This window comes from Micromonospora inositola, from assembly GCF_900090285.1.
Lineage (GTDB): Bacteria > Actinomycetota > Actinomycetes > Mycobacteriales > Micromonosporaceae > Micromonospora > Micromonospora inositola.
Genome location: NZ_LT607754.1, coordinates 5,501,508 through 5,526,370 on the forward strand (window position 1 = coordinate 5,501,508; position 24,863 = coordinate 5,526,370).

The window sequence follows — 24,863 nt, forward strand, 5'->3', positions numbered from 1 at the left end:
CTGCGCGGTTCGGCATCACCGCGACGTCGGGGCTGCGGCATCCGTCAGACCAACCCGAGAGAGTGGGTCATCCGATGTACGGAAGCTTCGACCAGGACGCGGCGCCGGGGCGCCGGCGCCGCCGCGCCCGGGCCGCCGCACTCACGGCGGCGGTGGCGCTGAGCGTGCTCCCCGGGGGCCCCGCCGTGGCCGGGCCCCGGCCCGCCGGCCCGGCCCCGGTGGTCACCCGGGCCGGGCTCGATCCGTCGCTCGTCGCCGGCCGCGGCGCCGCCGTCGACTTCGTCGAGCAGGAGGCCGAGCACGCCCGGACCAACGGCACGGTCATCGGCCCGGACCGGTCGGCGTACACCCTGCCCAGCGAGGCCTCCGGCCGCCGGGCGGTCCGGCTGACCCCCGGGCAGTACGTCGAGTTCACCCTGCCGGCTGCCGCGAACGCGATCACCGTCCGGTACAGCATCCCGGACTCCCCCGACGGCGGCGGCAGCACCGCTCCCCTCGACGTAACCGTCGGCCCCGGCCGTGGCCGCACGATGACCCTCACCTCCCAGTACGCCTGGCTCTACAACCAGTACCCGTTCAGCAACGACCCCGACGCCGGGCTCCTGCACCCCGACTGGTGGATCACCGAGTGCTCGTGCGTCCCGGCGGCCACCACGCCCGCGCCGACCATCAACAAGCCGTTCCGGCCCCACCACTTCTACGACGAGCAGCGGCTGCTGCTGGGCGGCACCCACCGCGCCGGCGAGGTCGTCCGGCTGACCTCGCCGCCCGGCAGCGCCGCCGCCTGGACGGTCATCGACCTGCTGGACTCGGAGCTCGTCAGCCCGCCGCACGTGGCGCCGCACGCGGTGAACGCCGTGGCGCTGGGCGCCGACCCGTCCGGCCGACGCGACTCGGCCGACGCGCTGGACCGGGCCGTCTCCCTGGCCCGCCGCACCCACCGGACGGTCTACCTCCCGCCGGGCACCTACCAGGTCAACCGGCACGTCATCGTCGACGACGTGACCATCGAGGGCGCCGGCAGCTGGTACACCACCCTGCGCGGCCGCGAGGTCACCCTGGACACCCCGGCCCCCGACGGCTCGGTGCACACCGGGGTCGGTCTCTACGGCCGGGACCCGGCGGTCGGCGGCAGCAGCGACGTGCACCTCTCCGGCTTCGCCATCGAGGGTGACGTCCGCGAGCGGATCGACACCGACCAGGTCAACGCGATCGGCGGGGCGCTCAACCACTCCACCATCGACGGCCTGTACCTGCACCACACCAAGGTGGGCATGTGGTTCGACGGACCGATGACCGACCTGCGGGTCACCGACACCGTCATCGCCGACCAGATCGCCGACGGCCTCAACTTCCACACCGGCGTCACCGAATCGTCGATCTCGAACAGCTTCATCCGCAACACCGGCGACGACGGCCTGGCCATGTGGTCGGAGCGGACCGGCAACGCCCACAACACCTTCGACCACAACACCGTGCAGTCCCCGGTCCTGGCCAACGGCATCGCGCTCTACGGCGGCACGGACAACACCGTGTCGCACAACCTCGTCGCCGATCCGGTCCGCGAGGGCAGCGCCATCCAGGTCGGCTCCCGGTTCGGCGCCGAGGCGTTCACCGGGCACCTCTGGATCACCGACAACACCACCGTGCGCGCGGGCACCTACGAACTGAACTGGAACATCGGCCTCGGCGCGATCTGGTTCTACGCGCTGGACCGCAGCATCGACGCCGACATCCAGGTCGTCGGGGACGCGTTCCTCGACAACACCTACAACGCGATCATGCTGGTCAGCGACTGGCCGGTGAAGGACCAGGTGGCGATCACCGGCGTCGCATTCCGGGACATCCGGGTCGACGGCACCGGCACTTCGGTGGTCAGCGCCCGCACGGCCGGCTCCGCCTCGTTCGCCAACATCGACGCCCGCAACGTCGGGGCGGTCGGGGTCAACAACTGCGGGTCGTTCCACTTCACCCCGGCCGGCTCCGAGTTCAGCCTGACCGACCTCGGCGGCAACGACGGTGGCTGGCTGGCGCCGTGGCTGCTGCCGAACACCATCACCTGCAACGACCGTCCGGCAGTCGTACCGCCGCCGGCGCCGGCGCCCTGGTGAGTCGACGACCGGTCGGTCACCCTGTCCGGGCCCTGGGCCCTGGACGGGGTGACCGGCCGGAAGCGGCGACCGGCCGGCTACCTGTCGTTCACCACAGCGGTGTCTCCGACTCGGCATAGGGCTGATCGATCACGTGCACCGCGGCTTCCTCGGCACTGGCACCACCGCCGTCGACACCGACGTCCCTCCCGACGGAATCCGCCTCGACATCCTCGCCGAACCCGTCGTTGGTGTCGACGAGCCGCCCCGCACGCAGGTCGCGGTCGAATCCCCGGCGGGTCAGTTCGTCCTCGTCGCCGTAGGGCGCGGGATCGTCAGCGGACGAGATGTCGGGCTCCTCCTCGGCGAGCCGCTGCGCGAGCGACTCGCCCGCGTGCTCCTCCGCGGCGGTGGTCCCGAAGCGGTTGGCGCCCGACCAGTGATCGGTCGCCACGATCCCGACGTCGAGCGGGTCCTCGACACCGTCCTCGAGGGTGTCGGAACCGTCGAGAACGCCGTCGTCCTCGATGTCGTCGTACTGCTGCACCTCGTAGCTACCGGCATCGGTGCTCATGGGTAACCTCTCAACGGGTGGCGCTGTTGTGGCTCGACTGCCGATGCTATGCCTCTTTTCCGCCTGGGCCACCGTAGGGCCGACCCAGGTCACGGCCCGTGCGCGAAGGGCCAGAGCCGGGACGCCCGTCGCAACCCGGTGGTGGAGTCCGCGCCGGGGATGACGGTCTTCCGCGTGCTGCTCCCCCTGGCCATCGAGCGTCCCCCGGGCACGCCGGGTGGCGGCAGCTAAGGGTCGACATTTCAGCCGGCGACGGCCCGCAGGTCCTCTTCGGATGGACCCCTGCGCCGATACCCGCGAAGGTCACGTACCTGGACATCGCCCACCAGGTCGAGGTCCTGGACCTGTGTGCCCGGCTCCACGAGGAGCAGGGCCGCACCCTGGTTGCGGTGCTGCACGACCTCAACCAGGCCGCCCGCTACGCAACCCATCTGGTGGCCATGCGCGACGGCGCGGTGGTCGCCGCCGGTGAACCTTTCAGTACGCCCATGAGCACACGGAGACGGCCGCGGGATCCTTCCCGCGGCCGTCTCCGGACCGGTTCGGAACGTGTTCAGCGCTGGCGCAGCGGAGCGAGCGCGGTGCTCCAGGCCACGACCTGGTCGAGGGTGACGTTGAGCGCGTCCTGCTGGAACTGGTTCGGCTTGAAGACGCTGAAGTTCTCGAAGTCGGTGAAGAGCGACAGCGCGACCTGGGACCGGACGTCGGCCATCTGGAGCTCACCGGCGATCAGACGCAGGTGCTCCACCGCCCGCGCGCCGCCGACCGAGCCGTAGCTGACAAAGCCGACGGCCTTGTTGTTCCACTCGGCGTAGAGGAAGTCGATGGCGTTCTTCAGGGCGCCCGAGGTGGAGTGGTTGTACTCGGGGGTGACCATCACGAACCCGTCGAACGATGCGATGGTGTTGGCCCAGCGCAGCGTGTGCGGCTGGGTGTACTGGCCCATCGACGGCGGGTACGCCTCGTCGAGGTGCGGCAGCTGGTAGTCGAGCAGGTCGATGAGCTCGAACTCCGCGTCGGAGCGCTGCTTGGCGACCTCGAGGACCCAGCGGGCGACGGCTTCTCCGTTACGCCCCGGGCGGGTGCTCCCGAGGATGATCCCGATCCTGGACATGGTTGGCGCCTTTCAGAAGTGCTTGCCTGGCGACGTGAACGCTAGCTAATGATTGCTTGGTCAAGCAAATGCCTGCTCTATGGTTGCCGTCACATCGGAGCCGAAGAATTGCTCGGTCAAGCAACTAGGATGGATGACATGTCCGGAAACTCCGCAGCCCCCCTGCGACCCCTCAACCCCGAAGAGGAGGCGCTCGTCCGCTCCCTGGGCCGGGTGATGTATGTCCTGCCCCGGACGATCGACGCCGACATGGTCGGCGAACACCAGCTGCCCCTCACCGAGTACACCGCCCTGATGAACCTCTCCGAGGCGCCGGGCCGGCAGATGCGGATGAGCGAACTCGCCGGGGCCTGCCAACTCTCACTGAGTGGGATGACTCGTACCGTCAACCGCCTGGAGTCCCAGGGCCTGGTCGAGCGCGTCCGGAGCGAGGAGGACGCGCGCGGCTGGAACGCCGTCCTCACCGACGCCGGCTTCGCCCGCCTGGAGGAGTCCTGGCCGAGCCACCTGGCCGCCGTGCGGCGGCGGTTCCTGGACCACTTCGAGGGCCTCGATCTCGTCCAGTTGGCCCGCGCGTTTCAGCGGATCGGGACGGCCGACTGAGCCAGGCCGTGGTCACTGGCCGCCGAGCAACCGCTCGAACGGCGTCGGGTCGGCGAAGACGTCGGCGGGAGCGGGCGGATCACGCCGGTCCACCTCGCGGGCCAGCTCGCCGGCCGCCCGGTCGATCCGGTGCGCCAGCGAACCCTGGGCCGCGTCGCCGGCTCCCCAGTCCTCGGGCGCCGCGAACACCGCGGTGGGCACCACGACCGCGCGCAGGTAGGTGAAGAGCGGCCGCAGCGCGTGCTCCAGCACCAGCGAGTGCCGCCCCGTCCCTCCGGTGGCGGCGACCAGCACCGGCTTGTCGACCAGGGCGGTGTCGTCGAGGACGTCGACGAACATCTTGAAGATCCCGTTGTACGACGCGGAGAACGTCGGCGTCACCGCGACCAGCGCGTCAGCGCGCCGGACGATGTCGTGCACCCGCTCGAGCTCCTCCGACGGGTACCCGGCCAGCAGGTTGTTGACCAGGTCGTGCGCGTGGTCGCGCAGCTCGATCAGCTCGACGTCGACCTCCGCGCCGAGCCGTTCCAGCTCACGGCGGACCGCGTCGGCCAACCGGTCGGCGAGCATCCGGGTCGACGACGGCTGCCGCAGGCCGGCCGACACGACGGCGATGGTGCGCTTCATCGAACCTCCTCCACGGCACCGGCCAGCGCCGCGGCCTTCAGCGAGGCGTGGGTCGGGGCGTCCGGGACGTGGGCGGGGCGGCCCACCGCGAACTCCTTCCGCAGTACCTGCACGACTTCGCCCAGCATCTCGATCTGTTCGAGCACGGTCTTCCGTGGGACCCCGATCCCGTCGACGTTGAAGAGCTGGCGCTGGTAGTCGCCGCCGGCGTACTCCCGGAAGGCCAGGGTCCGGTCGATCACCTCCTGCGGGCTGCCGACCAGGAGGGCCGTCTGCTTCATCGTCTCCTCCAGGGACGGCCCGTGCCCGTACGCCGCCGAGTTGTCGAAGTACGGGTGGAACTCCCGGACCGCGTCCTGCGAGTTCTTCCGCATGAACACCTGCGCGCCCAGGCCCACGATCGCCTGGTCCGCCGGGCCGTGCCCGTAGTGCTCGAACCGCCGGCGGTAGAGGCCGACCATCCGCTGGACGTGCTCCTTGGGCCAGAGGAGGTTGTTGTGCAGGAACCCGTCGCCGTAGTACGCGGCCTGTTCGGCGATCTCGGGGCTGCGGATCGAGCCGTGCCAGACGAACGGCGGCACGCCGTCGAGCGGCCGCGGCGTCGAGGTGAACGACTGCAGCGGGGTACGGAACCTGCCCTGCCAGTCGACCACGTCCTCGCGCCAGAGCCGGCGCAGCAGGTCGTAGTTCTCGACGGCGAGCGGAATGCCGTTGCGGATGTCCTGGCCGAACCACGGGTAGACCGGTCCGGTGTTGCCGCGCCCCATCATCAGGTCGACCCGGCCGTCTGCCAGGTGCTGGAGCATCGCGTAGTCCTCGGCGATCTTCACCGGGTCGTTGGTGGTGATCAGCGTGGTGGAGGTGGACAGAATGATCTTCTCCGTCCGGGCCGCGACGTGACCGAGCAGGGTGGTGGGCGAGGAGGGGAAGAACGGTGGGTTGTGGTGCTCGCCGATGGCGAAGACGTCCAGCCCGACCTCCTCGGCCAGCGTCGCGTACTCCACCACGGCCTTGATCCGCTCATGCTCCGACGGCGTCCGCCCGGTCACCGGGTCGCGCACCACGTCCCCCACGCCAAAGATTCCGAACTGCATCTCAGCCGCCTGCCTCGCTCGTACCGGTCGTACCTGACGCTCATCAGCAACCCGGGGCACGCGGAGCAGATTCCTTGACCGAGCAAGTACCTTTGTGGCGACGGTCACCGATTGCGCCCGCTAACCCGCGCCCGGGGCGCGCCGCGCATTTCGCGGCGACCCGAACCCGGCCGCACCCGGGGTCTCCCCTCGGCTGTGCGCTCAGGGGGTGCGCTGCCGCCCGACGAGGTCCAGCATCTCGTCGACCGAGCCGGCCGGGTCGGTGACCGGGAACTGCACCGCGCGCACCACGGCGTCCGGGTCGAGCAGCAGAGTGAGCCGCTTGAACCGGTCGACCCCGCCGGCGCGGAACGTCGGCAGGAGCAGACCGGCGGCGAGCCGGCCGTCCTGGTCGGACAGCAGCGGGTACGGAAGCCGGGCGTGCTCCGCGAACGCGCGCAGCTGGTCGGGGCGCTGGGTGCTCACCCCGCGTACCTCGGCGCCCGTGGCGCGGAAGAGATCGTGGCGGTCGGCGTACGTGCGGGACTCGAGGGTGCAGCCGACGGCGCCGGGGATGGCCTCCCAGCCCGGTGGCAGGCCCTGGGCGCCGGGGGCGAAGGCCCCCGGGAAGAGGTAGAGCACGGTCCAACTGCCGGGCACGGCCGGGGTTTCCTCGCCACCGTCGTGTCGGGTCAGGGTCATCCCCGGCACCCGCCGGCCGATCAGATGGTGCACGCGGCGCGCCTCGGCGGAGCCGGCACCGGCGGTGGCGGTGAGATCACCGTCGCCCATGACGTGCCGGGTTCCCCAGTCCTGCAGGGCGACCAGCACCGGCAGCAGGCCCTCCCCCTTGGACGTGAGCAGGTAGTCGGAGCGCGGCGGGTGGGCGGAGTACTGCTGACGGCGTAGCACCCCGTGCTGGACCAACGCGCCGAGGCGTTCGGTGAGGGCCCGCCGGCTGACCCCGAGTTCGCGCTGCAACGCGTCGAAGCGGGTGGTGCCGCCGGCGATGTCGCGGATGATCAGGAAGGTCCACCAGTCGCCGAGCACGCCGAGGGCCTGCGCGATGCCGCAGTCGGCGTCGCCGACGTCCGTCCGCTTCACATCCCACCTCCCGCTCGACCGACCTCGTCGACTATAGTCCGTTTCAAATTGGAACCCACTGGCTCGCGAACGGGGGTTGACGGCATGACCGTCAGGCAGGGGGCCGGAGCGTTCTGGCGCTGGTGGACCGCCGGCACGACCAGTTCCGTCGGGTCGGCGGTCGGCGCGGTGGCGCTGCCGCTGACCGCCCTGACCGTCCTGGACGCGTCCGCGTTCGAGATGGGCCTGATCGCCGCCGCGAGCTACGTCGCCTGGCTGGTGGTCGGGCTGCCCGCCGGTGTCATCGTGCAGCGGCTGCCGCTGCGCGGCGCCCAGGTCGGTGCCGACCTGGCCCGCGCCGTGGCGGTGTCGTCCATTCCCGTCGCCTGGTGGTGGGGCTGGCTGACCGTCGCCCACCTGGTCGTCGCGGCGCTGGTCGTCAGCTTCGCCAACGTGCTCTTCGACGTCGCCAACGCCACCTTCCTGCCGGCGATCGTCGGCCGGGAGCAGTTGCACGCGCGCAACAGCCTCACCTCGGCCACGCACGCCGCCACCCAGCTCAGCGGCCCGTCCCTGGGCGGGCTCGCGGTCCAGGCGCTCGGCGCGGTGCCGACGGTGCTGGTGGACGCCGCCAGCTATCTGGTCTCGGCGGCACTGCTGCGCTCGCTACCGGCCCGGCGGGTCGACGCCCCGGACCGATGGCCCCCGGTTCGCGAGATGATCGGGGAGGGCTGGCGCTACGTCACCCGGCACCCCGTCATGGGTCCGACCATGTGGACGGCCACCGCGGTGAACTTCGTCTGCGGCGCCCAACTCGCGGTCTACCCGCTCTACCTGGTCCGGGAGCTGCACGCGCCGGCCGCCCTGGTCGGCGTGCTGCTCGCCGTGGAGGGCGTCGGGTCACTGGTGGGCGCCACGCTGACCCCGTGGATCACCGGCCGCTGGGGCACGGCCCGGTCCCTCCTGGTCGCCAGCCTGATCGCCGTCGGCGGCGCGTTCCTCGTCCCGGTAGGCGTCGGCTGGCCGGCCTACCTGGCGTTCGCGGCGGGCAACGTCGTCTTCGCCGGCGGCGTGGTGGTGCTCAGCGTGACCACCCGGACGTACCGCCAGACCGCCAGCCCGGCCGACCTGCTCTCCCGGGTGATGGCGACCGTCCGCTTCGTCTCCTGGGGCGCCATCCCGGTCGGCGGGCTGGTCGCCGGCGCCCTCGCCGAGCTGGTCGACGCCCGGGGCACCCTCTTCGCCTTCGCCGGGGCGGCCGTCCTGGCGCCGCTGGCCCTGCTCTTCTCCCCCGTCCGCCGGCTGCGCGACCTGGACGACCCGGATCTCGACGGACCGACCGCGCGGGAGTCCGTCACGGCTGCCCGCTGACGCCACGGCGCCGCCCGCCCTCATCGGCCGCATCCGTGTCCGCCGCCGTAGCACCCCGCCGGCGCCGGCCACGGGGCGCCGGCGCCGGGCCAGGTAACCGGCGAGCGCCAGCAGCAGCAAGGCCTCGGCTCGAGGTACACCGGCAGGTGCCGTTCGGCCCGCGCCACGAAGAACGCCACCTCGTACGCCATGTCTCCGACCGGCGTCACCGCTGATCCAGACGGCGAGAATCACCCCGGTCCGGGTGGTGGCGACGAACAGGAACGCCGCGACATCTGCACGATGACCTGGCGCAGCGCGCCACCGACGCACACCGGGCGGCCGTCCCTCTCAGGGCCTCCAGTGCGGCGACCATGCCGGCGAGTCCACGAGCGACGCTCACCGTCTCGGCCGACGCCCTGCACGGGCTCAATCTTCTCCTATCGCAAACATTGGGAAGTATCGATCACCGTGCGTTTCCCGGCTTGCCCCCGATCGGTTGTACCGGATGTGACGGCGAAATTACGCGCCATCGACACGATCTCGTCGGCGGCGCAGCCCCGATGGCGTGTCACCTGGGCGGAGCGCGAGAACGACCGGCGACGCCGCGCGCACCACACCGAGGTCGAGGCCTGGCGCCGACGCCACGACCACCTGATCCGGCTGCAGATCGAGGCCGCCGCGTTCGTCGGGTACGCGCAGCCGCGTACCGGCCTGCCGGTGGACCTCGACGACGACGAGGTCGTCTACCGGGTATTGCCGGCCGCGGAACTGGTCGAGGCCGAGGCACGGCACGTCCCCGGACTACCCACGCCGGGGCTGACCGTCGCCGCGGCCAGCGTCGACGCACCCGGCCGCACCCTGCCACGAGGGCTGCGGGTGGTCGACGCCGGCATGGCCGTCGTGACCAACCACAGGGTGGCCTTCGCTGGGCGCGACGGCCGGCGGGAGTGGACATACGCGGACATGGTGGGGCCCGCGCACCACCCCCACGTTCCACTCACCCTGCTGCACACCACCGATGGGACTCGACTCGCCGGGCTGCAGGTGCCGACCGCCGCCACCGTGAACTTCCGCTTCTACCTCACCCTCGCTTTCGCCGCCGCCACCGGGCAACGCGCCGCATTGGCCGCGCAGATCGACGCCCTGCTCGGCGCCCAGCGGGACTCCCGGCCACTGCCACCGCCGCAGGTGACGCCGGACCAGGCCCCGCCGCCCCTGCTGCCTTCGGATCGCCTGGCGGCGGCAGCCGCCGCGGTCGTCACGTTGATCTTCGCGGCGCTGCCTGCCGACACGTTCGCGGCGGAGCGCGCTGGCCTGCCGTACCGGGCGGACGCAGGCGCAGGACGCGTCGCCACCACCACCGACGCGTCGCACGCCGTCGGCGTCATCGCCCCGAGCATCCCCGCCAAGCCGGTAACGCCGGACATCGGTACGGCCACGTCGCTGACCGGCGCGTCCGCAACTCCGGCCACTGGTGGCGCGCCAGCAGCAGACAGATCGAACGTGCGCCAGCGGACGACGACGAGTCGGCCTACCCCGGCCGCATCAACGGCCGCGGCCACGGCTCCGGCTGCCCATCCGGCCCCGACCACGGGGCTGGCCCCGACCACCGGTCCTGCGCCGACCACCGGTCCGGCCCCGACCACGACACCGCCCCCGACCGGGCCGGCTCCGACCACCGCGCCGCCGTCGCCCGAGCCCTCATGGGTCAACGTCTGTGTGGGCCCCCGGCCGCTACCACTACCGGAGCGGCTCCGGTGTCCGCCGGCCGCTCCCTGAGCCACTTCGTCTGCGTCGCCCAACCCTCATCCACCAACCGCCAACCCGTGCGGTGCAACCGCCCGCCCAGCACCCGCAGCCGACTCGACCAGCCCGGCGAGCCATCCACCCGTCACGGCGGCCCTGGTTACCGGTCTGACATGAGCAGCGTCGCGGGCGGGATTTCCCGCGCCTTAGGTTGCCGCGACACCAGGGAGAAGCCCCAGCTCAGGACGTTCCTTCCGAGCTGGGGCTCAGACGTTGTCGGAGCCGGGGCTGCCCGGCCAGCGTCAGGTGCGAGGCGCGGCCACGGCGGCCTGGACGGGAACCCGACCGCCGCGGCCCTCAATGCTTCCGTCCTCGGCCAGCCAGTCTCCCCTAGACGTCGAGGAACTCGTCGATCATCGGGGCGAGCCACTCGGCCCGCTGCGGGATCGAGGTGTGCGTGGTGCCCGGCAGGATCGCCAGCTTGCACTTCGGCAGCCCGGTCAGGTCGCCCGGCACCCCGCCGCCCAGCAGCTTGAACATCTCCACCGCGTGCTCCGGCCGGATGATGTCCGAGTCGCCCAGCACGAGCATCACCGGCGCGGCGATCGCCCGGATCTGGTCGGCGGACCACTCCGGCAGGTCACTGTCGAGCCGCTTCACCTTGGCCACGAGGGTGGCGAAACCGGCCGGGTCCGGGGCGGTACGCAGGTACTCCTCGTGGAACTCCGAGCCGTGCAGGTGCTCCGGCCGCAGCTCCTGGATGCCGTCCAGCAGGCCCGGGTACATGCCGTCCAGGGTGAAGCACACCGACGCCAGGACGAGCCGGCCGACCCGGTCGGCGTGGTCGGTGCCCAGCCGCAGCGCGGTCGCCGCGCCCATGCTCCAGCCGAACACGTCCGCCCGATCGATACCGAGGTGGTCGAGCAGCGCCACCACGTCGGCGGCGAAGTCCTCCACGGTCAGATCGCGGTCGATGTCCGCGGTGTGCCCGTGCGCCTGCAGCTCCACCGCGATCACCCGCCGCGTCTTCGTGAGGAACGGCAGGATCGTGCCGAACGACGTGCCGATCCCGGACAGCGCCCCGTGGATCAGGACGACCGGCCGGCCGGCGCCGGTGCCGTGCTCCTCGTAGTACATGTCCAGGCCGTTGACGGGTGCGTAGCTCATGACCGTGATCCCTTCTCGAACTCGCTGACACCCACACCGTGCGCCGCCCCGCTTACGGTCGACTTCCCGCCGGCTTACGGCTTGTAGGGTGGCCCGCATGCGGTTCGGGGTCCTGGGCCCGCTCGCCGTCACCACCGAGGCCGGCGAGCCGGTAACCGTGCCCGGCGTCAAGGTGCGCGCGCTCCTCGCCGACCTGCTCGCGAACCGCAACCAGGTCGTCTCGGCGGACCGGCTGATCGACGACCTCTGGGGCGACGACTCACCGGCGAACGCGGCCGGCGCCCTGCAGGTTCGGGTCTCCCAGCTCCGCAAGGCGCTCAACGACGCCGAATCCGGCGCCCGTGACCTGGTCGAGTCCCGCCCGCCCGGTTACCTGCTGCGAGCGACCACCGACGCGGACCGCTTCGGCGAACTGGCGGCCGCGGCGGACGTGGGCCAGCTGACCGAGGCGCTCGGGCTGTGGCGCGGGGAGCCGTACGCGGACTTCGCCGACTCCGAGTACGTCCGCGCCGAGGCCCTCCGACTGGCCGAGCAGCGCCTCGCCGTGCTCGAACGCCTCGCCGACGCCCGCCTGGCCCGCGGCGAACACGACCTGGTCGCCGCCGACCTGGCCGACCTGGTCGCCCGGCACCCGCTCCGCGAGGGCCTGCGCGCCCTGCACCTGCGCGCCCTGTACGCGGCCGGCCGCCAGACCGAGGCCCTGGAAAGTTACGCCGACCTGCGCGACCGCCTCGCCGACGAACTCGGCCTCGACCCCAACCCGGAACTGGTCGCCCTGCACCGGCGGATCCTGGCGCAGGACCCCGACCTGACCGGACCACCCCGGGCGGCCCTGATCCGCAACAGCATCCCGGCCCGCCTGAACGAGCTGGTCGGCCGGGCCGAGGCGCTCACCGAACTGCGCACGCTGATCCCGGAGCGACGCCTGATCACGCTCACCGGCCCAGGCGGCGTCGGCAAGACCCGGCTGGCCACCGAGGCGGCCCGCGAACAGGCGTACCCGGACGGCGTCCACCTGGTCGAACTCGCCGCGCTCCCGCCCGGCGATTCCGGCGTCGCCGACCGGATCCTCGCCACCCTGGACGTCCACGAGGCGGCCGGCGTCCGCGTCCCGGCCACCGACCGGCTGCTCGCCGCGGTCCGGCAGCGGCGGCTGCTGCTCGTGCTGGACAACTGCGAACACGTCATCGAGCCGGCCGCCGGCCTGGTGGCCCGGCTGCTGCGGGACACCCCCGGCGTCACCGTGCTGGCGACCAGCCGGGAACCACTCGGCCTCACCGGCGAACTGGTGTGGGAGGTGCCGCCGCTGGCCGTGCCGGATGACGAGCACGACCCGGACGCGGTCCGCCGATCCGCCGCAGCCCGGCTGTTCGCCGCCCGCGCCGCGGCTCAACAGCGCGGCTTCCGGCTGGACGACCGCACCGCGCCGGCCGTCGCGCAGCTCTGCCGCCGCCTGGACGGCTTGCCGCTGGCCCTGGAACTGGCCGCGACCCGGGTCCGCGCGCTCGGCGTCACCGGCGTGGTGGAGCGCCTCGACGACCGGTTCAGGCTGCTCGCCACCCAGCAGCGGGACGTGCCGGCCCGGCAGCGCACCCTGGCCGCGGTGATCGGCTGGAGCTGGGACCTGCTCGACGACTCGGACCGTGAGGTCCTGGCCCGGCTCGCGGTGTTCAGCGACGGCTGCACCCTGGACGCCGCCGAGGCGGTCTGCGACGCCGATGTCGATGTGCTGGCCCGGCTGGTCGACCGGTCCCTGGTGGGCATGGACGACACCTGGGCCGGCCCGCGCTACCGGCTGCTCGAGTCGGTCGCCGCGTTCTGCGTCGACCGCCTCGAGACCGACCGCCCAGGGGATGCGGCCACGGTCCGGGCCCGGCACGCCGCGTACTTCACCGACCTGGCCGAGCGCGCCGACCCCGAGCTGCGCGGCCCCGGCCAGGCCGAGTGGCTGACCACACTGGACACCGAGAACGCCAACCTGCGCTCGGCGCTCGCGCATGGCGGCGGGCTGCGCCTGGCCAACGCGCTGACCTGGTACTGGTTCCTGCGCGGCCGGTTCACCGAGGCCCGCCGCGGGCTGGCCCTCGACGGCGACCGGTCCGCGCAGGCCCGGGCCGCGGCCTGGCGGGTGGGGTTCGCGCTGCTGCAGGGCGACCTGGTGGAAACCGGCGACATCTCGACGTACGACGACAGTCGGGCCGCCTGGTTCGTGGCCGCCGCGCTGATCGACCGCAGCGAACTGACCCTGGCGGCCGAGCTGCTGTCCGGCGCGGGAGAATCCGGCGACCAGTGGACGGCGGCGGCCGTGCTGAGCAGCCGGGCGAAACTCGCGCACGCGGCCGGTGACCTGGCCGCCCTGGAGCGGGACGGCACCCGCTGCGCGGAGATCTTCGCCGAGCTGGGTGACCGGTGGGGCCGGCTGCAGGCCAGCGACTGGGTGGCCGGCCTGGCCGAGCTGACCGGGGAGTACGACCGGGCCGCCGCCCTGCACCGCGAGGGCCTGGGCTGGGCCGAGGAGTTGTCGCTGTGGCCCGCGGTGAGCAGCAAGCTGTCCTGGCTGGCCTGGCTCGCCGTGCAGACCCGCGACTACGTGCAGGCCCGGGAACTGGCGGAGCGGGCGTACAAGCTGGCGGCCGAGCAGGACTCGGCGGGTGCCGTGGTGTTCGCCGAGCTGAGCCTCGGCTTCGCCGCCCGCCGGGACGGCAAACTGGACGTCGCCACCACTCACCTCGAGCACCTGGTGGAGCTGGCCCGCCGGGACGCGCAGCCAGCGCTGTTCCTGCCGATGGTGCTGGTCGAGCTGGGGTACGCGGCCGAGCAGGACGGCGACCCGGCGACCGGGTTGGCCCGGCACGTCGAGGCGTTCGACGCGGCGCGGGCGATGGGCGCCCCGCGCGACGCGATCGGCGCCCTCGAAGGCATCGCATCGGCCGCCGCCTGGTCCGTGCCGGAGGTCGCCGCCCGGGTGCTCGGCGCCGCGGCCGCCGCCCGGCGGGCCGCCGAGTTCGCCGCGGCGCCCGCTGAGCGGGACGAACTGGACCGCATCACCGGGCGCCTGGTCGCCGCGCTCAGCCGGGAGCGGTTCGACACGCTGGTCGCCGCCGGGCACGACCTGAGCCCGGGCGAGGCCCGGGCCCTGGTCTGATCGGATCTACCGCGCCGGGCGGTACGAGGCGATGATCACGCCGCTCTTCATCACCGTGGTGTCGGCCAGCTCCAGCGTCGCCGTCGCGTCGGCCAGCGGCGTGGTCACCGTGCCGCCGCCGACGAACACCGGGTGGATCCAGAACCGGGCCTCGTCCAGCAGGCCGGCCTTGAGCAGGGTGTGCGCGACCGGACCGTAGCCGTACATCAGGATGTCCTTGCCGTCCTGGGCCTTGAGCTTCGTGACCTCCTCGACCAGGTCGCCCTGCAGGACCGTGGTGTTGTTCCACTTCGGATCGGTCAGGGTGGTCGAGGCGACGTACTTGCGGATGCCGTTCATCTCGGCGGCGCCGCTGTCCTCGGTCTCCGGCATCTGCGGCCACGCCGCGGCGAAACCGTCGTAGGTGCGGCGCCCCATCAGCAGCGCGTCCGCGGCCCGCAGCTGCGCGCCGGCGTACGCGACGGCTTCGTCGTCGAAGTACGGCGTGGTCCACACCGGGTTCTCGATGACACCGTCGAGGGTGATGTAGGTCGAGGCGATGACCTTGCGCATGGCTTCCTCCTGGAACGTCTGCTCGTTGGTTACGCCCTGTACCCTGCCGATCCGCGCTTACGGTTTGCTTCAGATGTCCCTGCCCTCCCCGAAACCGGCCGGCAACTCAACGATCCGGCAACAACCCTTGACTACGGTATCCGTTGCGGTCCTATCCTCCGGCAGAAGAATCCGAAGCCACTGGCTACTTGGGTCCCCATGATCCGTGGAAGAACTGGAGCCTGCCGCCGTGTCGGAACCCGCGATCCGCCTGACCGGGCTGCGCAAGTCGTTCGATGCCGTGGAGGCCGTCGCCGGCATCGACCTGGAGATCGCCGACGGCGAGTTCTTCTCCATGCTCGGGCCGTCCGGGTCCGGCAAGACGACGGTGCTGCGGATGATCGCCGGATTCGAGCTGCCGACCGCCGGCACCGTCACGCTCGCCGGTCGCGACGTCACCCGGCTCGCCCCGTTCGACCGGGACGTCAACACCGTCTTCCAGGACTACGCCCTCTTCCCGCACATGACCGTCCAGCAGAACGTGGAGTACGGCCTGCGGGTGCTTAAGGTGGCGCGCGCCGAGCGGCGGGAGCGGGCGGCGGCGGCGCTGCGGACGGTCCGCCTCGACGGGTACGGCGAGCGCCGGCCCAACGCGCTGTCCGGTGGGCAGCGCCAGCGCGTCGCGCTGGCCCGCGCCCTGGTCAACCGCCCGGCCGTGTTGCTGCTCGACGAACCGTTCGGCGCGCTGGACCTGAAGCTGCGCGAGGAGATGCAGGTCGAGCTGAAGGCGATCCAGCGCGAGGTCGGCATCACCTTCGTCTTCGTCACGCACGACCAGCAGGAGGCGCTGACGATGAGCGACCGGGTGGCGGTGTTCAACCAGGGCCGGATCGAGCAGGTCGACACGCCGGCCGAGGTGTACGAGCGCCCGGGCACCCCGTTCGTCGCCGGCTTCGTGGGCACCTCCAACCTGTTCGAGGGGGAGACCGCCCGCACGGTGCTCGGCCGCGACGGCGTGTTCTCCGTACGCCCGGAGAAGATCCGACTCGGCGGCGCGCCCGCGTCCGCCGAGGAGATCAGCGCGGCGGGTCAGGTCGTCGAGGTGATCTACGCGGGAGCGGCGACCCGTTTCGTGGTCGACCTCGACGCCGGGGCGCGCGTCGTCGCAATGCAGCAGAACCAGCAGACCTCCCCCGCCGACGTGGCGGCCCTGCGCGGCAAGCCGATCCGGCTGACCTGGCGGGCCGAGCACGTCGTCCCGGTTCCCGTGAGCTCCCGTTGAGACCCCTGTCGACACCCCCAAGAAGGAGGGCGCAGATGCGCACCACCCGAGTCTTCACCGCGCTCGCTGCGGCCGGCCTGCTCGCGCTCGCCGGGTGCGGCGACGGCGGCGGCAGCGCCGGCGGCCCCGGCCCCGGCGGCATCAAACCGCCCAAGATCGACAAGCTGGCGTCGCTCGGCGCCGGCGAGGGCCAGGTCAACATCGTCGCCTGGGCCGGGTACGTGGAGAACGGCTCCACGGACCCGAAGGTCGACTGGGTCACCGGCTTCGAGAAGGAGACGGGCTGCAAGGTCAACGTGAAGGTCGCCGGCACCTCCGACGAGATGGTGACGCTGATGAAGACCGGGGACTACGACGTGGTCTCGGCCTCCGGCGACGCCTCGCTGCGACTGATCTACGGCGGCGAGGTCGCCCCGGTCAACACCGACCTGGTGGCCAACTACAAGGACGTCTTCGACGGCCTGAAGCTCAAGCAGTGGAACTCGGTCGACGGGGTGGCCTACGGCATCCCGCACGGCCGCGGCGCGAACGTGCTGATGTACCGCACCGACAAGGTGACCCCGGCGCCGACGTCCTGGAGCGCGGTGTTCGACCCCAACTCGCCGTACAAGGGCAAGGTGACGGCGTACGACTCGCCGATCTACCTCGCCGACGCGGCGCTGTACCTGATGAAGCACCAGCCGGAGCTGGGCATCAAGAACCCGTACGCGCTGGACGACAAGCAGTTCGCCGCCGCCGTGGACCTGCTCAAGAAGCAGAACGAGCAGATCGGTGAGTACTGGTCGGACTACACCAAGGAGGTGCAGGCCTTCAAGTCCGGCAACTCGGTGGTCGGCACCGCGTGGCAGGTCATCGTCAACCTGGCCAAGGCCGACGGCGCCCCCGTCGAGGCGGTCCTGCCCTCCGAGGGCGCGACCGGCTGGTCCGACACCTGGATGATCTCCGCCAAGGCCAAGCACCCGAACTGCGGCTACCTCTGGATGAACCACATCATCGACCCGGTGGCGAACGCCGCCGTGGCGGAGTGGTTCGGCGAGGCCCCGGCGAACAAGCTCTCCTGCGACAAGACCGCCGACAAGAACCACTGCACCACGTTCCACGCCGCCGACGAAGCGTACTTCGACCAGGTCTGGTTCTGGAGCACCCCGGTGGAGCAGTGCCTCGACGGCCGTACCGACGTCAAGTGCAAGGACTACGCGGCCTGGACCCAGGCCTGGACCACGATCAAGGGCTGAGACACGTGACGGCTCTCTCCACGGTGGACCGGCCGGCGGGCGACGACACGATCGCCGCCCGCGGGCCGGTCCGCCGGTTCTCCTCCTGGCTGCACCGACACCGCGGGGCACGCCTCGCCGGGCTGCTCTCGGCGCCGCTGCTCTGGCTGCTCGTGGCGTACCTCGGCTCGCTGGCCGTGCTCTTCGTCTCGGCACTGTGGACGGTCAACAGCTTCACCGGCGACCTGGTCCGGGAGCCGACGTTCGCGAACTTCCGCACCATCCTGACCGAAGCGGTCTACCGCACCGTCACCCTGCGCAGCCTCGGCGTCGCGGCCGCGGTCACCGTCATCGACGTGCTCATCGCGCTGCCGATGGCGTTCTTCATGGCGAAGGTCGCCTCCCCGCGCAGCCGCAGGTTGCTGGTCATCGCGATCCTCACCCCGCTGTGGGCGAGCTACCTGGTCAAGGCGTACGCCTGGCGGGTGATGCTCGCCAACGGCGGGCCGGTGGACTGGCTCTTCGGGGGCGCCGGCAACGGCCCCGGGTACGGGCTGCTCGCGACCGTGCTCGTGCTGAGCTACCTGTGGCTGCCGTACATGATCCTGCCCATCTACGCGGGGCTGGAGCGGCTGCCGGACTCGCTGCTGGAGGCCTCGGCGGACCTCGGTGCCCGGGGCGGGCGCACGGTCCGCGCGGTGGTGCTGCCGATGATCGTGCCGTCGGTGATCGCCGGCTCGATCTTCACGTTCTCCCTGTCCCTCGGCGACTACATCACCGTGCAGATCGTGGGCGGCAAGACGCAGCTCATCGGCAACCTGGTGTACGCCAACATCGGCGCGGCGAACAACCTGCCGTTCTCGGCGGCGCTCGCCACGATCCCCGTACTCATCATGGTCGTGTATCTGGTGGCGGTGCGCCGGTCCGGCGCGTTGGAGGAGCTGTGACGCTGTCGCGCGGAGCGCGCTGGCTGCTGCGCGGGGCCATGGCGGTGGGCCTGGCCTTCGTCTACGTGCCGCTGGCCATCGTGCTGGTCAACTCGTTCAACGCCGATCGTACCTTCGCCTGGCCGCCGCCGCGCTGGACCACCGACTGGTGGGTGCGGGCGTGGGAGAACGCCGGGGCCCGCGAGGCGCTGTGGGCCTCGGTGAAGGCCGGCCTCGGCGCGACGGCCGTCGCGCTCCTGCTCGGCACGCTGGTCGCGTTCGCGGTGCAGCGCTACCGGTTCTTCGGGCGGGACGCCGTCTCGCTGCTCGTGGTGCTGCCGATCGCGCTGCCCGGCATCGTCACGGGGATCGCGCTGGACACCGCCTTCCGCTCGCTGATCGAGCCGCTCGGGGTCGGCAAGGGGCTGTTCTCGGTGATCGTCGGACACGCGACGTTCTGCGTCGTGGTGGTCTACAACAACGTGCTGGCCCGGCTGCGCCGGCTGGGGGGCAACCTGGAGGAGGCGAGCGCGGACCTCGGCGCGGACACCTTCCAGACGTTCCGCTACGTGACGTTCCCGCTGCTGCGCTCGGCGCTGTTCGCCGGCGGGCTGCTGGCCTTCGCGCTCTCCTTCGACGAGATCATCGTGACGACCTTCACGGCCGGGCCGGGCGTCCAGACCCTGCCCATCTGGATCTTCAACAACCTCTTCCGGCCCAACCAGGCGCCGGTCATCAACGTCGTCGCGGCGGTGCTGATCGTGCTCTCGATCGTGCCGATCTACCTCGCCCAGCGCGTCTCCGACACCGCTGCCGGCGGCCGCCTCTGACCCGCACGCACCCGCTCCCCGGCGACGCCCGTGCCAAGATCTGTTCATGAGTCAGCCGTTTCGTGTGCGCATCGCCGTCCGGGGGTACGAGCTGGATGTCCAGGGGCACGTCAACCAGGCCGTCTACCTGCAGTACGCGGAGCACGCCCGGTGGGAATGCCTGCGCGCCGCAGGCCTGCACCCGGAGGCGCTGCGTGAGGCCGGCGTCGGGCCGGTCCAGCTCGAGTGCACCATCCGCTACCTTCGCGAACTGCGGGCGGGCGACGTGGTCGACGTGAGTTGCGGCTTCGTCTGGGGCGGGGGCAAGACATTCCGGCTCGAGCAGGAGTACGTACGGGTGGACGGCACCGCGGTCGCCCAGCTGACCGGGGTCGGCGGAATGCTGGACCTGCAGACGCGACGCCTGGTGGCCAATCCGGCGGACCGGTTCCGTTCGCTCGCCTCGTCGCCGGAGCACCTCGGCCTTCCGTAGCGCGCAGGGCACGACTCCGGCCGGGCCCGCGGTGCGTAGCTCGCCGGTTGCGTACGGCCACGGCGCGGACCGCGACGTCGCGGTGAGCCATCGTGGGCGTACGCAGCGCAGACGCGTCCATGCCGAATTGTTGACGTGACCTGATGCACATCGTTCAATGTCGGAGTGGTGGGATGCGTCGGAGCGGCCTCGACCGGGACCACGGCCACGGCCACCTCGATTGATTCCGCTGCCACGTCATCAGGTGCCATCGTCAGGTTGCCGTGGCTGCGGTGGACAGTCGGGTGAACGAGCGCCGGCGAAGGATGCTGCTCACCTCGGCGTTGCACGTCGTCTCGCACGGGATCGCCGTCACCTACTGCCTCATGACGTTGCATCAGCCACATCGGTCCCTCATGCTGGCCGGCTACGGCTGTGGATTGGCGTCCGGAATCGTGGGCCTGTGGGCAGCGCGGACGGTGACCACGAAGGCCTCGGTGTACCGCGTCTCGTTCACGATTCTGATGATCACGCTCGTCGTGGCGGCGCTCGGCGCGTACTGGGACGGCGGTGCCGCCTCGCCGGCCGCCGTGGGTTTCGTGACCACGGCCGTGTTCGTGGCCGGTCACACCCCGCACCTGCGGCTGATGATGGGGCTTGCGGCGCTCACCGTCGGGTCCTACCTCGCGGTCGCCGCCACCGGACGACCGGCGCCCCCCGGTCACGTCTTCCTCTACGTCGCGGCCATGGTGGTGCTGATCTCGGTGTGTTCCGCGCAGGCACGGATACTGGCGCGGCAGCGATCCCAGCTCCGTTCTCTCGCGGAGCTCGACCCGCTCACCGGCGCCCTCAACCGGCGCGGCCTGGCCGAGTTCACCAAGCACCTGTTCCGGAACGGCTGTCGCCCCGGCCCGTCCCTGCTCTGCCTGGACCTCGACGACTTCAAGCTGGTCAACGACCGCCTCGGACATTCCGCCGGCGACCGGCTGCTGCAGCTGACGGTGGCGGCGACTCGAGACGTGCTGCGCGTCGGCGACGCCATCGCGCGCATCGGCGGTGACGAGTTCGTCGTCGTGCTGGTCGACGCGGACGACGTCACCGTACGGACGGTGCTGACCCGGATCGACGCGGCGGTGCGCCCACATGCCAGCATCAGCATCGGCTCGGCCACCGCTCCGCACGACGGCGATACGCTCGAGACCCTGATGCAGGTGGCTGACCAGCGCCTGTACCGCATGAAACAGGAACACCGCTTCGCCGCCGACCCGCCGCTGAAAGAAAGCCCCGGCCTGCTGCCCAGCCGCTCGGACCCCGTCGGCCTGTGCACGGGCAGTCAACGGCCAGGGGGGTCGGCCGGGGAGCTCAGCGAACCCGTACGAGGATCGGCGCCGCGGCGGGGCGGCGCCTTCGTCGCGCCGCCCGGCCCTGCCGGTCAGTAGAGCAGGTAGGGGTGGCGCTGCCGGTCGAACGCGGCCAGCTCGTCGGCCCAGGCGCCGACCACGTCGGCCACGTCGGCGCCCGCGTCGATCATCGTGCGGAGCCGGGGCGACCCGGTGAGCTTGTCGATCCAGTACGGCCGCAGTTGGTCCCAGGCGTCCTGCCGCCAGGCGAACGCCGGGTACTTCCGCGCCTCCACCAGCATCGCGACCCCGGTCCGGATCGGGTCGTACGCGCCCCGGTCCACGATCTTGACTTCGACGCCCGCGCAGGGCTTGTTGAGCAGCGCCGGCTTCTGCCCGGCCGCGGTCGGCGAGAAGTACGCCTCCCGGAACTGCACCCCCGGCAGGTTCCGGGCGTTGAGCCGGTCACCCCAGTGGTAGTCGAAATCCGTCGCCAGGCCACCGATCAGCTCGAACGGACGGCAGGTGCCCCGCCCCTCGGTGATCGACGCGACCCCCTCGAACAGACAGGTGCCCGGGTAGACGAGCGCGGTGTCCGTGGTGGGCATGTTCGGGCTGGGCAGCACCCAGGGCAGATCGGTGTCGGCGGCGAGCCTGTCCCGCTTCCAGTGCTGGCACCGCACCACGTCCAGCTCGACCGACCGTCCCGCCTCGACCGGCAGGAATTCCGCGTTGAAGAAGCGAGCCAGTTCGCCGACGGTCATGCCGTGCTGCTGAACTATCTCCTTGAGACCCACCCCGGAGGTGTAGCCGGCGGTCATCATCGGGCCGTACGCCCGGCCGCCGACCGGGTTCGGCCGATCGAGCACGACGTACCGCTTGCCGACCCGGGCCGCGGCGGCCATCGAGGTGTACATCGTCCAGATGTACGTGTAGAAGCGCGCCCCCACATCCTGGATGTCGAAGACCACGGTGTCCGTTCCGGACTGGGTGAACATGGCCTCCCACTTGGCCTGTGAGGCACCGTAGGCGTCGTAGACGGTGATGCCGGTCCGCGCGTCCGTGCCGGTGCCCTCGCTGCCGCCGGCCTGGGCCGAGCCGCGGAAGCCGTGCTCGGGACCGAACGCCGCGACCACGTTGACCTGGCCTGAATCGTGCATCAGATCGACCAGGTGCCGGTAGGCGGAGTCGACGCCGGTCGGGTTGGAGATCACTCCCACCCGCTGCCCCCGCAGCTCGGCGAAGTCGGACCGCACCAGCGCGTCCAGGCCGGTCTCGACCCGGCGGATCCCCGGATCGGCGCTCCCGGGTGAGGCGGTCAAGGTCGGGACAAGGGCGCCGGCGGTGACCGCCCCGGTGCCGGTGAGGAAGGTTCTGCGCTCCATCGCGTGCCTCCAAGCAGCTCAGCTTATCGAAACTTAGCTACACACCGATGGCTGGTCAAGGAAAGATACCTACACCGCCAGGGCTATTTGGACGGAGCGGTACGACCTGATCCTGGTCATCGCGCTGGGCGAGTCCGTGATCTCGGTCCGGTCAGTCCGGGACCGCCGCCGCGACCCGGCGTAGCCGCTGCGGGTGGGCGAGGACGTCGACGTTGTCCAGGTACTGGTCGACGGCGCCCACCGGGGGCCGCTCGCGCAGCGCCGGGTCGCCGACCGCGGCGTGCAGCGCGGCGGCGAACCGGCCGGCGTCGAGCACCAGGAACGGCCGCCCGTGGAACTGCCGGGCCATCGGGTCGAGCGGCGCGGCCAGCCCCAGGTCGTTGGTCCAGCCGGCCACCGTCTCCAGCGCGCCGACCAGCCCGGCCTGCCGGTCGGACCAGCCGTCGGGGCCGAGGGCGCGGGTCAGCCCGTCGACCACCGGGGCCGCCGCCGGCAGCCGGGAGAAAACGGTGCCGAGCCACTTCGCGTACGGGGGCCACCGGCGGTGCAACAGCAGACCGAGCCGCATCAGGTCCCGGGCCAGCCCGGCGGTCACCACCCGGCTGCCCAGTTCGTCGCCGACCTCGGCGCAGCGGCCGGCCAGGTGCTCGGCATGGCCGATCCGGGTCCAGGCGGCCGCCAGCACGTGCCGCCACACGTCGTCCGGATACCAGGCCAGCCGGGCCCGGGCGGCGGTGAGCGCCCCGCCGAGGCCGTCGTGGAAGACCGCGCCACCGGTCAGCTCGGCCAGCCGCTGGGTGGGCGTGGCGAGCCAGTCGTCCACGGCGACGCCGGCCCGCGGATCGAAGCCGAGGCGGCCGAGCAGCCAGCTGCCCAGCTCGTCCACGCTCACCCCGTGCCGGTCCCCGTCGGCGTCGACGACGCCGAGGCCGACGTCGGGGCCGCCGACGAAGCGGGTCGGCCAGCCGAGAAACTCCGCCGGCAGCTCGGCGTCGAGGACCGCCCGGACGGGTTCCACGTCATCCGGGCCGGCGACGAAGAGCTGGGCCCGCGGACCCCAGTCGTGGTCGGTGGAGCGCAGGGTGTCCAGGCCGAGCAGCTCCGACCCACCGTCGAGCAGGCCGGCGGCGTAGCGCAGCCCCGGCAGCCGGCGGTCCAGCAGCGGCGCCACCACCTCGTCGTGGAACCGCCGGGCGAGCACCAGCCCGGGTACGAACGTCATGCCGCCAGTCTCCCCGCCGGACACGCCCCTGACTCGCCCGTCGGCCAACCGCGGACGCCCCGGACGATCTGGCCCTCCCCCACCTCGTCGTACGGCTGTGCCAGGCTGTCCGGGTGGCACAGCGACCCCCGATCCTGCTGATCGACTCCCCCAGCCTCTACTTCCGGGCCTACTTCGGCATCCCGGAGTCGGCCGCGAAGACCGAGGACGGCCAGCCGGTCAACGCCGTGCGCGGCTTCCTCGACATGCTCGCCCAGCTCGTCCGCACCCGCCGCCCGGACCGGATGGTCTGCGCGCTGGACTACGACTGGCGGCCGGCGTGGCGGGTGGAGCTGCTGCCGTCGTACAAGGCGCACCGGCTGGCGCCGGAGGGCGGCGAAGTGGTGCCGGACACGCTCTCCCCGCAGGTGCCGATGATCCTGGAGGTGCTGGCCGCGTTCGGCATTCCGTACATCGGCGCCACCGGCTACGAGGCCGACGACGTGCTCGGCACCCTCTCGGTGACCCAGCCCGGCCCGGTGGAGGTGGTCTCCGGCGACCGGGACCTGTTCCAGCTCGTGGACGACGCCCGCCAGGTCCGGCTGCTCTACGTCGGGCGCGGGGTGGCCAAGCTGGACGACTGCGACGACGCGGCGGTCCGCGCCCGGTACGGGGTCCCCGCCGACCGGTACGCGGACTTCGCGGCGCTGCGGGGTGACCCGAGCGACGGGCTGCCCGGGGTGCCCGGCGTGGGCGAGAAGACGGCCGCCCGGCTGATCGAGCGGTACGGCGGCCTGCCGGGCATCCTCGGCGCGTTGGACGACGGGGACGCCGGTTTCGCGCCGGGGCTGCGGAGCAAGCTGGCGGCGGCCCGGGACTACCTGGCGGTCGCGCCGAAGGTCGTGGAGGTGGCGCGGGACGTACCGCTGCCGGAGCTGCCCACCGCGCTGCCGACGGCGCCCGCGGACCCGGACGGGCTGCTGGAGCTCGCGCAGCGGTGGAACCTCGCCGGCTCGTGCCGGCGGCTCGTGGACGCGCTCGCCGCCCGATAGTGATCAGACGGGGCGGGTGATCAGACGAGCGGGATGATCAGACGGCCCAGGGCCGCAGTCGGCCGACCGCGGCCCC

Annotated in this window: 21 protein-coding genes and 1 pseudogene; 13 read left to right on the top strand and 9 right to left on the bottom strand. The window is 72.0% G+C overall.

Features of this window, described 5'->3' with window-relative positions; all coding sequences use genetic code 11:
• Positions 1-74: 74 nt before the first annotated feature.
• Positions 75-2,111: a glycosyl hydrolase family 28-related protein gene (locus tag GA0070613_RS26260; protein ID WP_089014717.1), complete on the top strand. Its 2,037-nt coding sequence runs from the start codon at positions 75-77 to the stop codon at positions 2,109-2,111.
• A gap of 88 nt (positions 2,112-2,199) precedes the next feature.
• On the opposite strand, the gene GA0070613_RS26265 is transcribed toward GA0070613_RS26260, so the two are convergent.
• Positions 2,200-2,664, bottom strand: a complete 465-nt coding sequence (locus GA0070613_RS26265; protein WP_089014718.1) for a DUF5709 domain-containing protein — start codon at positions 2,662-2,664, stop codon at positions 2,200-2,202.
• Positions 2,665-2,969: 305 nt separating this feature from the next.
• Between GA0070613_RS26265 and fecE the strand changes: the two are divergent.
• Positions 2,970-3,140: pseudogene (fecE, locus tag GA0070613_RS26270) on the top strand (Fe(3+) dicitrate ABC transporter ATP-binding protein FecE); the annotation flags it as partial.
• Between the two features lie 77 nt (positions 3,141-3,217).
• Here the strand turns inward: fecE and GA0070613_RS26275 are convergent.
• On the bottom strand, positions 3,218-3,778 hold the full coding sequence (locus tag GA0070613_RS26275; RefSeq protein ID WP_089014719.1) for an NADPH-dependent FMN reductase: 561 nt from the start codon (positions 3,776-3,778) through the stop codon (positions 3,218-3,220).
• 138 nt (positions 3,779-3,916) lie between these two features.
• Between GA0070613_RS26275 and GA0070613_RS26280 the strand changes: the two genes are divergently transcribed.
• Entirely contained in the window at positions 3,917-4,381 is a 465-nt protein-coding gene (locus tag GA0070613_RS26280) for a MarR family winged helix-turn-helix transcriptional regulator (RefSeq protein ID WP_089016211.1), read from the top strand.
• 12 nt (positions 4,382-4,393) lie between these two features.
• Here GA0070613_RS26280 and GA0070613_RS26285 read toward each other — a convergent pair whose 3' ends face one another.
• The 3 genes from GA0070613_RS26285 to GA0070613_RS26295 form a co-directional block, all read right to left on the bottom strand.
• Positions 4,394-5,008 carry an FMN reductase gene (locus GA0070613_RS26285; protein ID WP_089014720.1) on the bottom strand — a complete coding sequence of 205 codons (615 nt, stop codon included), beginning with the start codon at positions 5,006-5,008 and terminating at the stop codon, positions 4,394-4,396.
• A complete protein-coding gene (locus tag GA0070613_RS26290; RefSeq protein ID WP_089014721.1) occupies positions 5,005-6,102 on the bottom strand; it encodes an LLM class flavin-dependent oxidoreductase in 1,098 nt (365 codons plus the stop codon). The genes GA0070613_RS26285 and GA0070613_RS26290 overlap by 4 nt, the downstream gene beginning before the upstream one ends.
• Before the next feature lie 201 nt (positions 6,103-6,303).
• Positions 6,304-7,185 (bottom strand): winged helix-turn-helix transcriptional regulator, encoded by an 882-nt coding sequence (locus GA0070613_RS26295; protein ID WP_089014722.1) that lies wholly within the window; start codon positions 7,183-7,185, stop codon positions 6,304-6,306.
• An 84-nt stretch (positions 7,186-7,269) separates the two neighbouring features.
• Between GA0070613_RS26295 and GA0070613_RS26300 the strand changes: the two genes are divergently transcribed.
• Both GA0070613_RS26300 and GA0070613_RS26305 read left to right on the top strand, forming a co-directional pair.
• Positions 7,270-8,535: an MFS transporter gene (locus tag GA0070613_RS26300; protein WP_089014723.1), complete on the top strand. Its 1,266-nt coding sequence runs from the start codon at positions 7,270-7,272 to the stop codon at positions 8,533-8,535.
• 489 nt (positions 8,536-9,024) lie between these two features.
• Entirely contained in the window at positions 9,025-10,296 is a 1,272-nt protein-coding gene (locus GA0070613_RS26305; protein ID WP_089014724.1) for a hypothetical protein, read from the top strand.
• Positions 10,297-10,653: 357 nt separating this feature from the next.
• Here GA0070613_RS26305 and GA0070613_RS26310 read toward each other — a convergent pair whose 3' ends face one another.
• Positions 10,654-11,430 (bottom strand): alpha/beta fold hydrolase, encoded by a 777-nt coding sequence (locus tag GA0070613_RS26310; RefSeq protein WP_172875902.1) that lies wholly within the window; start codon positions 11,428-11,430, stop codon positions 10,654-10,656.
• A gap of 97 nt (positions 11,431-11,527) precedes the next feature.
• Here GA0070613_RS26310 and GA0070613_RS26315 point away from each other — a divergent pair, with 97 nt between their 5' ends.
• Positions 11,528-14,575: a BTAD domain-containing putative transcriptional regulator gene (locus GA0070613_RS26315; protein ID WP_089014725.1), complete on the top strand. Its 3,048-nt coding sequence runs from the start codon at positions 11,528-11,530 to the stop codon at positions 14,573-14,575.
• 6 nt (positions 14,576-14,581) lie between these two features.
• On the opposite strand, the gene GA0070613_RS26320 is transcribed toward GA0070613_RS26315, so the two are convergent.
• Positions 14,582-15,127, bottom strand: coding sequence for a dihydrofolate reductase family protein (locus GA0070613_RS26320; protein ID WP_089014726.1), 546 nt, complete (start codon positions 15,125-15,127; stop codon positions 14,582-14,584).
• Between the two features lie 229 nt (positions 15,128-15,356).
• On the opposite strand from GA0070613_RS26320, the gene GA0070613_RS26325 reads away from it, so the two are divergent.
• From GA0070613_RS26325 to GA0070613_RS26350, 6 genes are all read left to right on the top strand, one after another.
• Positions 15,357-16,388, top strand: coding sequence for an ABC transporter ATP-binding protein (locus tag GA0070613_RS26325; RefSeq protein ID WP_089014727.1), 1,032 nt, complete (start codon positions 15,357-15,359; stop codon positions 16,386-16,388).
• Positions 16,389-16,423: 35 nt separating this feature from the next.
• Complete coding sequence (locus GA0070613_RS26330) at positions 16,424-17,623, top strand: ABC transporter substrate-binding protein (protein WP_089014728.1); 1,200 nt, start codon at positions 16,424-16,426, stop codon at positions 17,621-17,623.
• 5 nt (positions 17,624-17,628) lie between these two features.
• On the top strand, positions 17,629-18,549 hold the full coding sequence (locus tag GA0070613_RS26335) for an ABC transporter permease (RefSeq protein WP_231929486.1): 921 nt from the start codon (positions 17,629-17,631) through the stop codon (positions 18,547-18,549).
• A complete protein-coding gene (locus tag GA0070613_RS26340) occupies positions 18,546-19,358 on the top strand; it encodes an ABC transporter permease (RefSeq protein WP_089014729.1) in 813 nt (270 codons plus the stop codon). The genes GA0070613_RS26335 and GA0070613_RS26340 overlap by 4 nt, the downstream gene beginning before the upstream one ends.
• Positions 19,359-19,404: 46 nt before the next feature.
• Positions 19,405-19,830: an acyl-CoA thioesterase gene (locus tag GA0070613_RS26345; protein ID WP_089014730.1), complete on the top strand. Its 426-nt coding sequence runs from the start codon at positions 19,405-19,407 to the stop codon at positions 19,828-19,830.
• 305 nt (positions 19,831-20,135) lie between these two features.
• Positions 20,136-21,248: a GGDEF domain-containing protein gene (locus GA0070613_RS26350; protein ID WP_089014731.1), complete on the top strand. Its 1,113-nt coding sequence runs from the start codon at positions 20,136-20,138 to the stop codon at positions 21,246-21,248.
• Here GA0070613_RS26350 and GA0070613_RS26355 read toward each other — a convergent pair.
• Positions 21,242-22,534, bottom strand: a complete 1,293-nt coding sequence (locus tag GA0070613_RS26355; RefSeq protein WP_089014732.1) for an exo-beta-N-acetylmuramidase NamZ family protein — start codon at positions 22,532-22,534, stop codon at positions 21,242-21,244. The genes GA0070613_RS26350 and GA0070613_RS26355 overlap by 7 nt on opposite strands.
• A gap of 151 nt (positions 22,535-22,685) precedes the next feature.
• Positions 22,686-23,756 carry a DUF4037 domain-containing protein gene (locus GA0070613_RS26360; protein ID WP_089014733.1) on the bottom strand — a complete coding sequence of 357 codons (1,071 nt, stop codon included), beginning with the start codon at positions 23,754-23,756 and terminating at the stop codon, positions 22,686-22,688.
• A gap of 113 nt (positions 23,757-23,869) precedes the next feature.
• Between GA0070613_RS26360 and GA0070613_RS26365 the strand changes: the two genes are divergently transcribed.
• Positions 23,870-24,787, top strand: coding sequence for a 5'-3' exonuclease (locus GA0070613_RS26365; RefSeq protein ID WP_089014734.1), 918 nt, complete (start codon positions 23,870-23,872; stop codon positions 24,785-24,787).
• Positions 24,788-24,863: the final 76 nt, after the last annotated feature.

Bases quoted from the DNA above. Each gene is read 5' to 3' on its own strand.
- GA0070613_RS26260 (WP_089014717.1), top strand. From the start codon at position 75: ATGTACGGAAGCTTCGACCAGGACGCGGCGCCGGGGCGCCGGCGCCGC.
- GA0070613_RS26265 (WP_089014718.1), bottom strand. From the start codon at position 2,664: ATGAGCACCGATGCCGGTAGCTACGAGGTGCAGCAGTACGACGACATC.
- GA0070613_RS26275 (WP_089014719.1), bottom strand. From the start codon at position 3,778: ATGTCCAGGATCGGGATCATCCTCGGGAGCACCCGCCCGGGGCGTAAC.
- GA0070613_RS26280 (WP_089016211.1), top strand. From the start codon at position 3,917: ATGTCCGGAAACTCCGCAGCCCCCCTGCGACCCCTCAACCCCGAAGAG.
- GA0070613_RS26285 (WP_089014720.1), bottom strand. From the start codon at position 5,008: ATGAAGCGCACCATCGCCGTCGTGTCGGCCGGCCTGCGGCAGCCGTCG.
- GA0070613_RS26290 (WP_089014721.1), bottom strand. From the start codon at position 6,102: ATGCAGTTCGGAATCTTTGGCGTGGGGGACGTGGTGCGCGACCCGGTG.
- GA0070613_RS26300 (WP_089014723.1), top strand. From the start codon at position 7,270: ATGACCGTCAGGCAGGGGGCCGGAGCGTTCTGGCGCTGGTGGACCGCC.
- GA0070613_RS26310 (WP_172875902.1), bottom strand. From the start codon at position 11,430: ATGAGCTACGCACCCGTCAACGGCCTGGACATGTACTACGAGGAGCAC.
- GA0070613_RS26315 (WP_089014725.1), top strand. From the start codon at position 11,528: ATGCGGTTCGGGGTCCTGGGCCCGCTCGCCGTCACCACCGAGGCCGGC.
- GA0070613_RS26320 (WP_089014726.1), bottom strand. From the start codon at position 15,127: ATGCGCAAGGTCATCGCCTCGACCTACATCACCCTCGACGGTGTCATC.
- GA0070613_RS26330 (WP_089014728.1), top strand. From the start codon at position 16,424: ATGCGCACCACCCGAGTCTTCACCGCGCTCGCTGCGGCCGGCCTGCTC.
- GA0070613_RS26345 (WP_089014730.1), top strand. From the start codon at position 19,405: ATGAGTCAGCCGTTTCGTGTGCGCATCGCCGTCCGGGGGTACGAGCTG.
- GA0070613_RS26350 (WP_089014731.1), top strand. From the start codon at position 20,136: ATGCTGCTCACCTCGGCGTTGCACGTCGTCTCGCACGGGATCGCCGTC.
- GA0070613_RS26355 (WP_089014732.1), bottom strand. From the start codon at position 22,534: ATGGAGCGCAGAACCTTCCTCACCGGCACCGGGGCGGTCACCGCCGGC.
- GA0070613_RS26360 (WP_089014733.1), bottom strand. From the start codon at position 23,756: ATGACGTTCGTACCCGGGCTGGTGCTCGCCCGGCGGTTCCACGACGAG.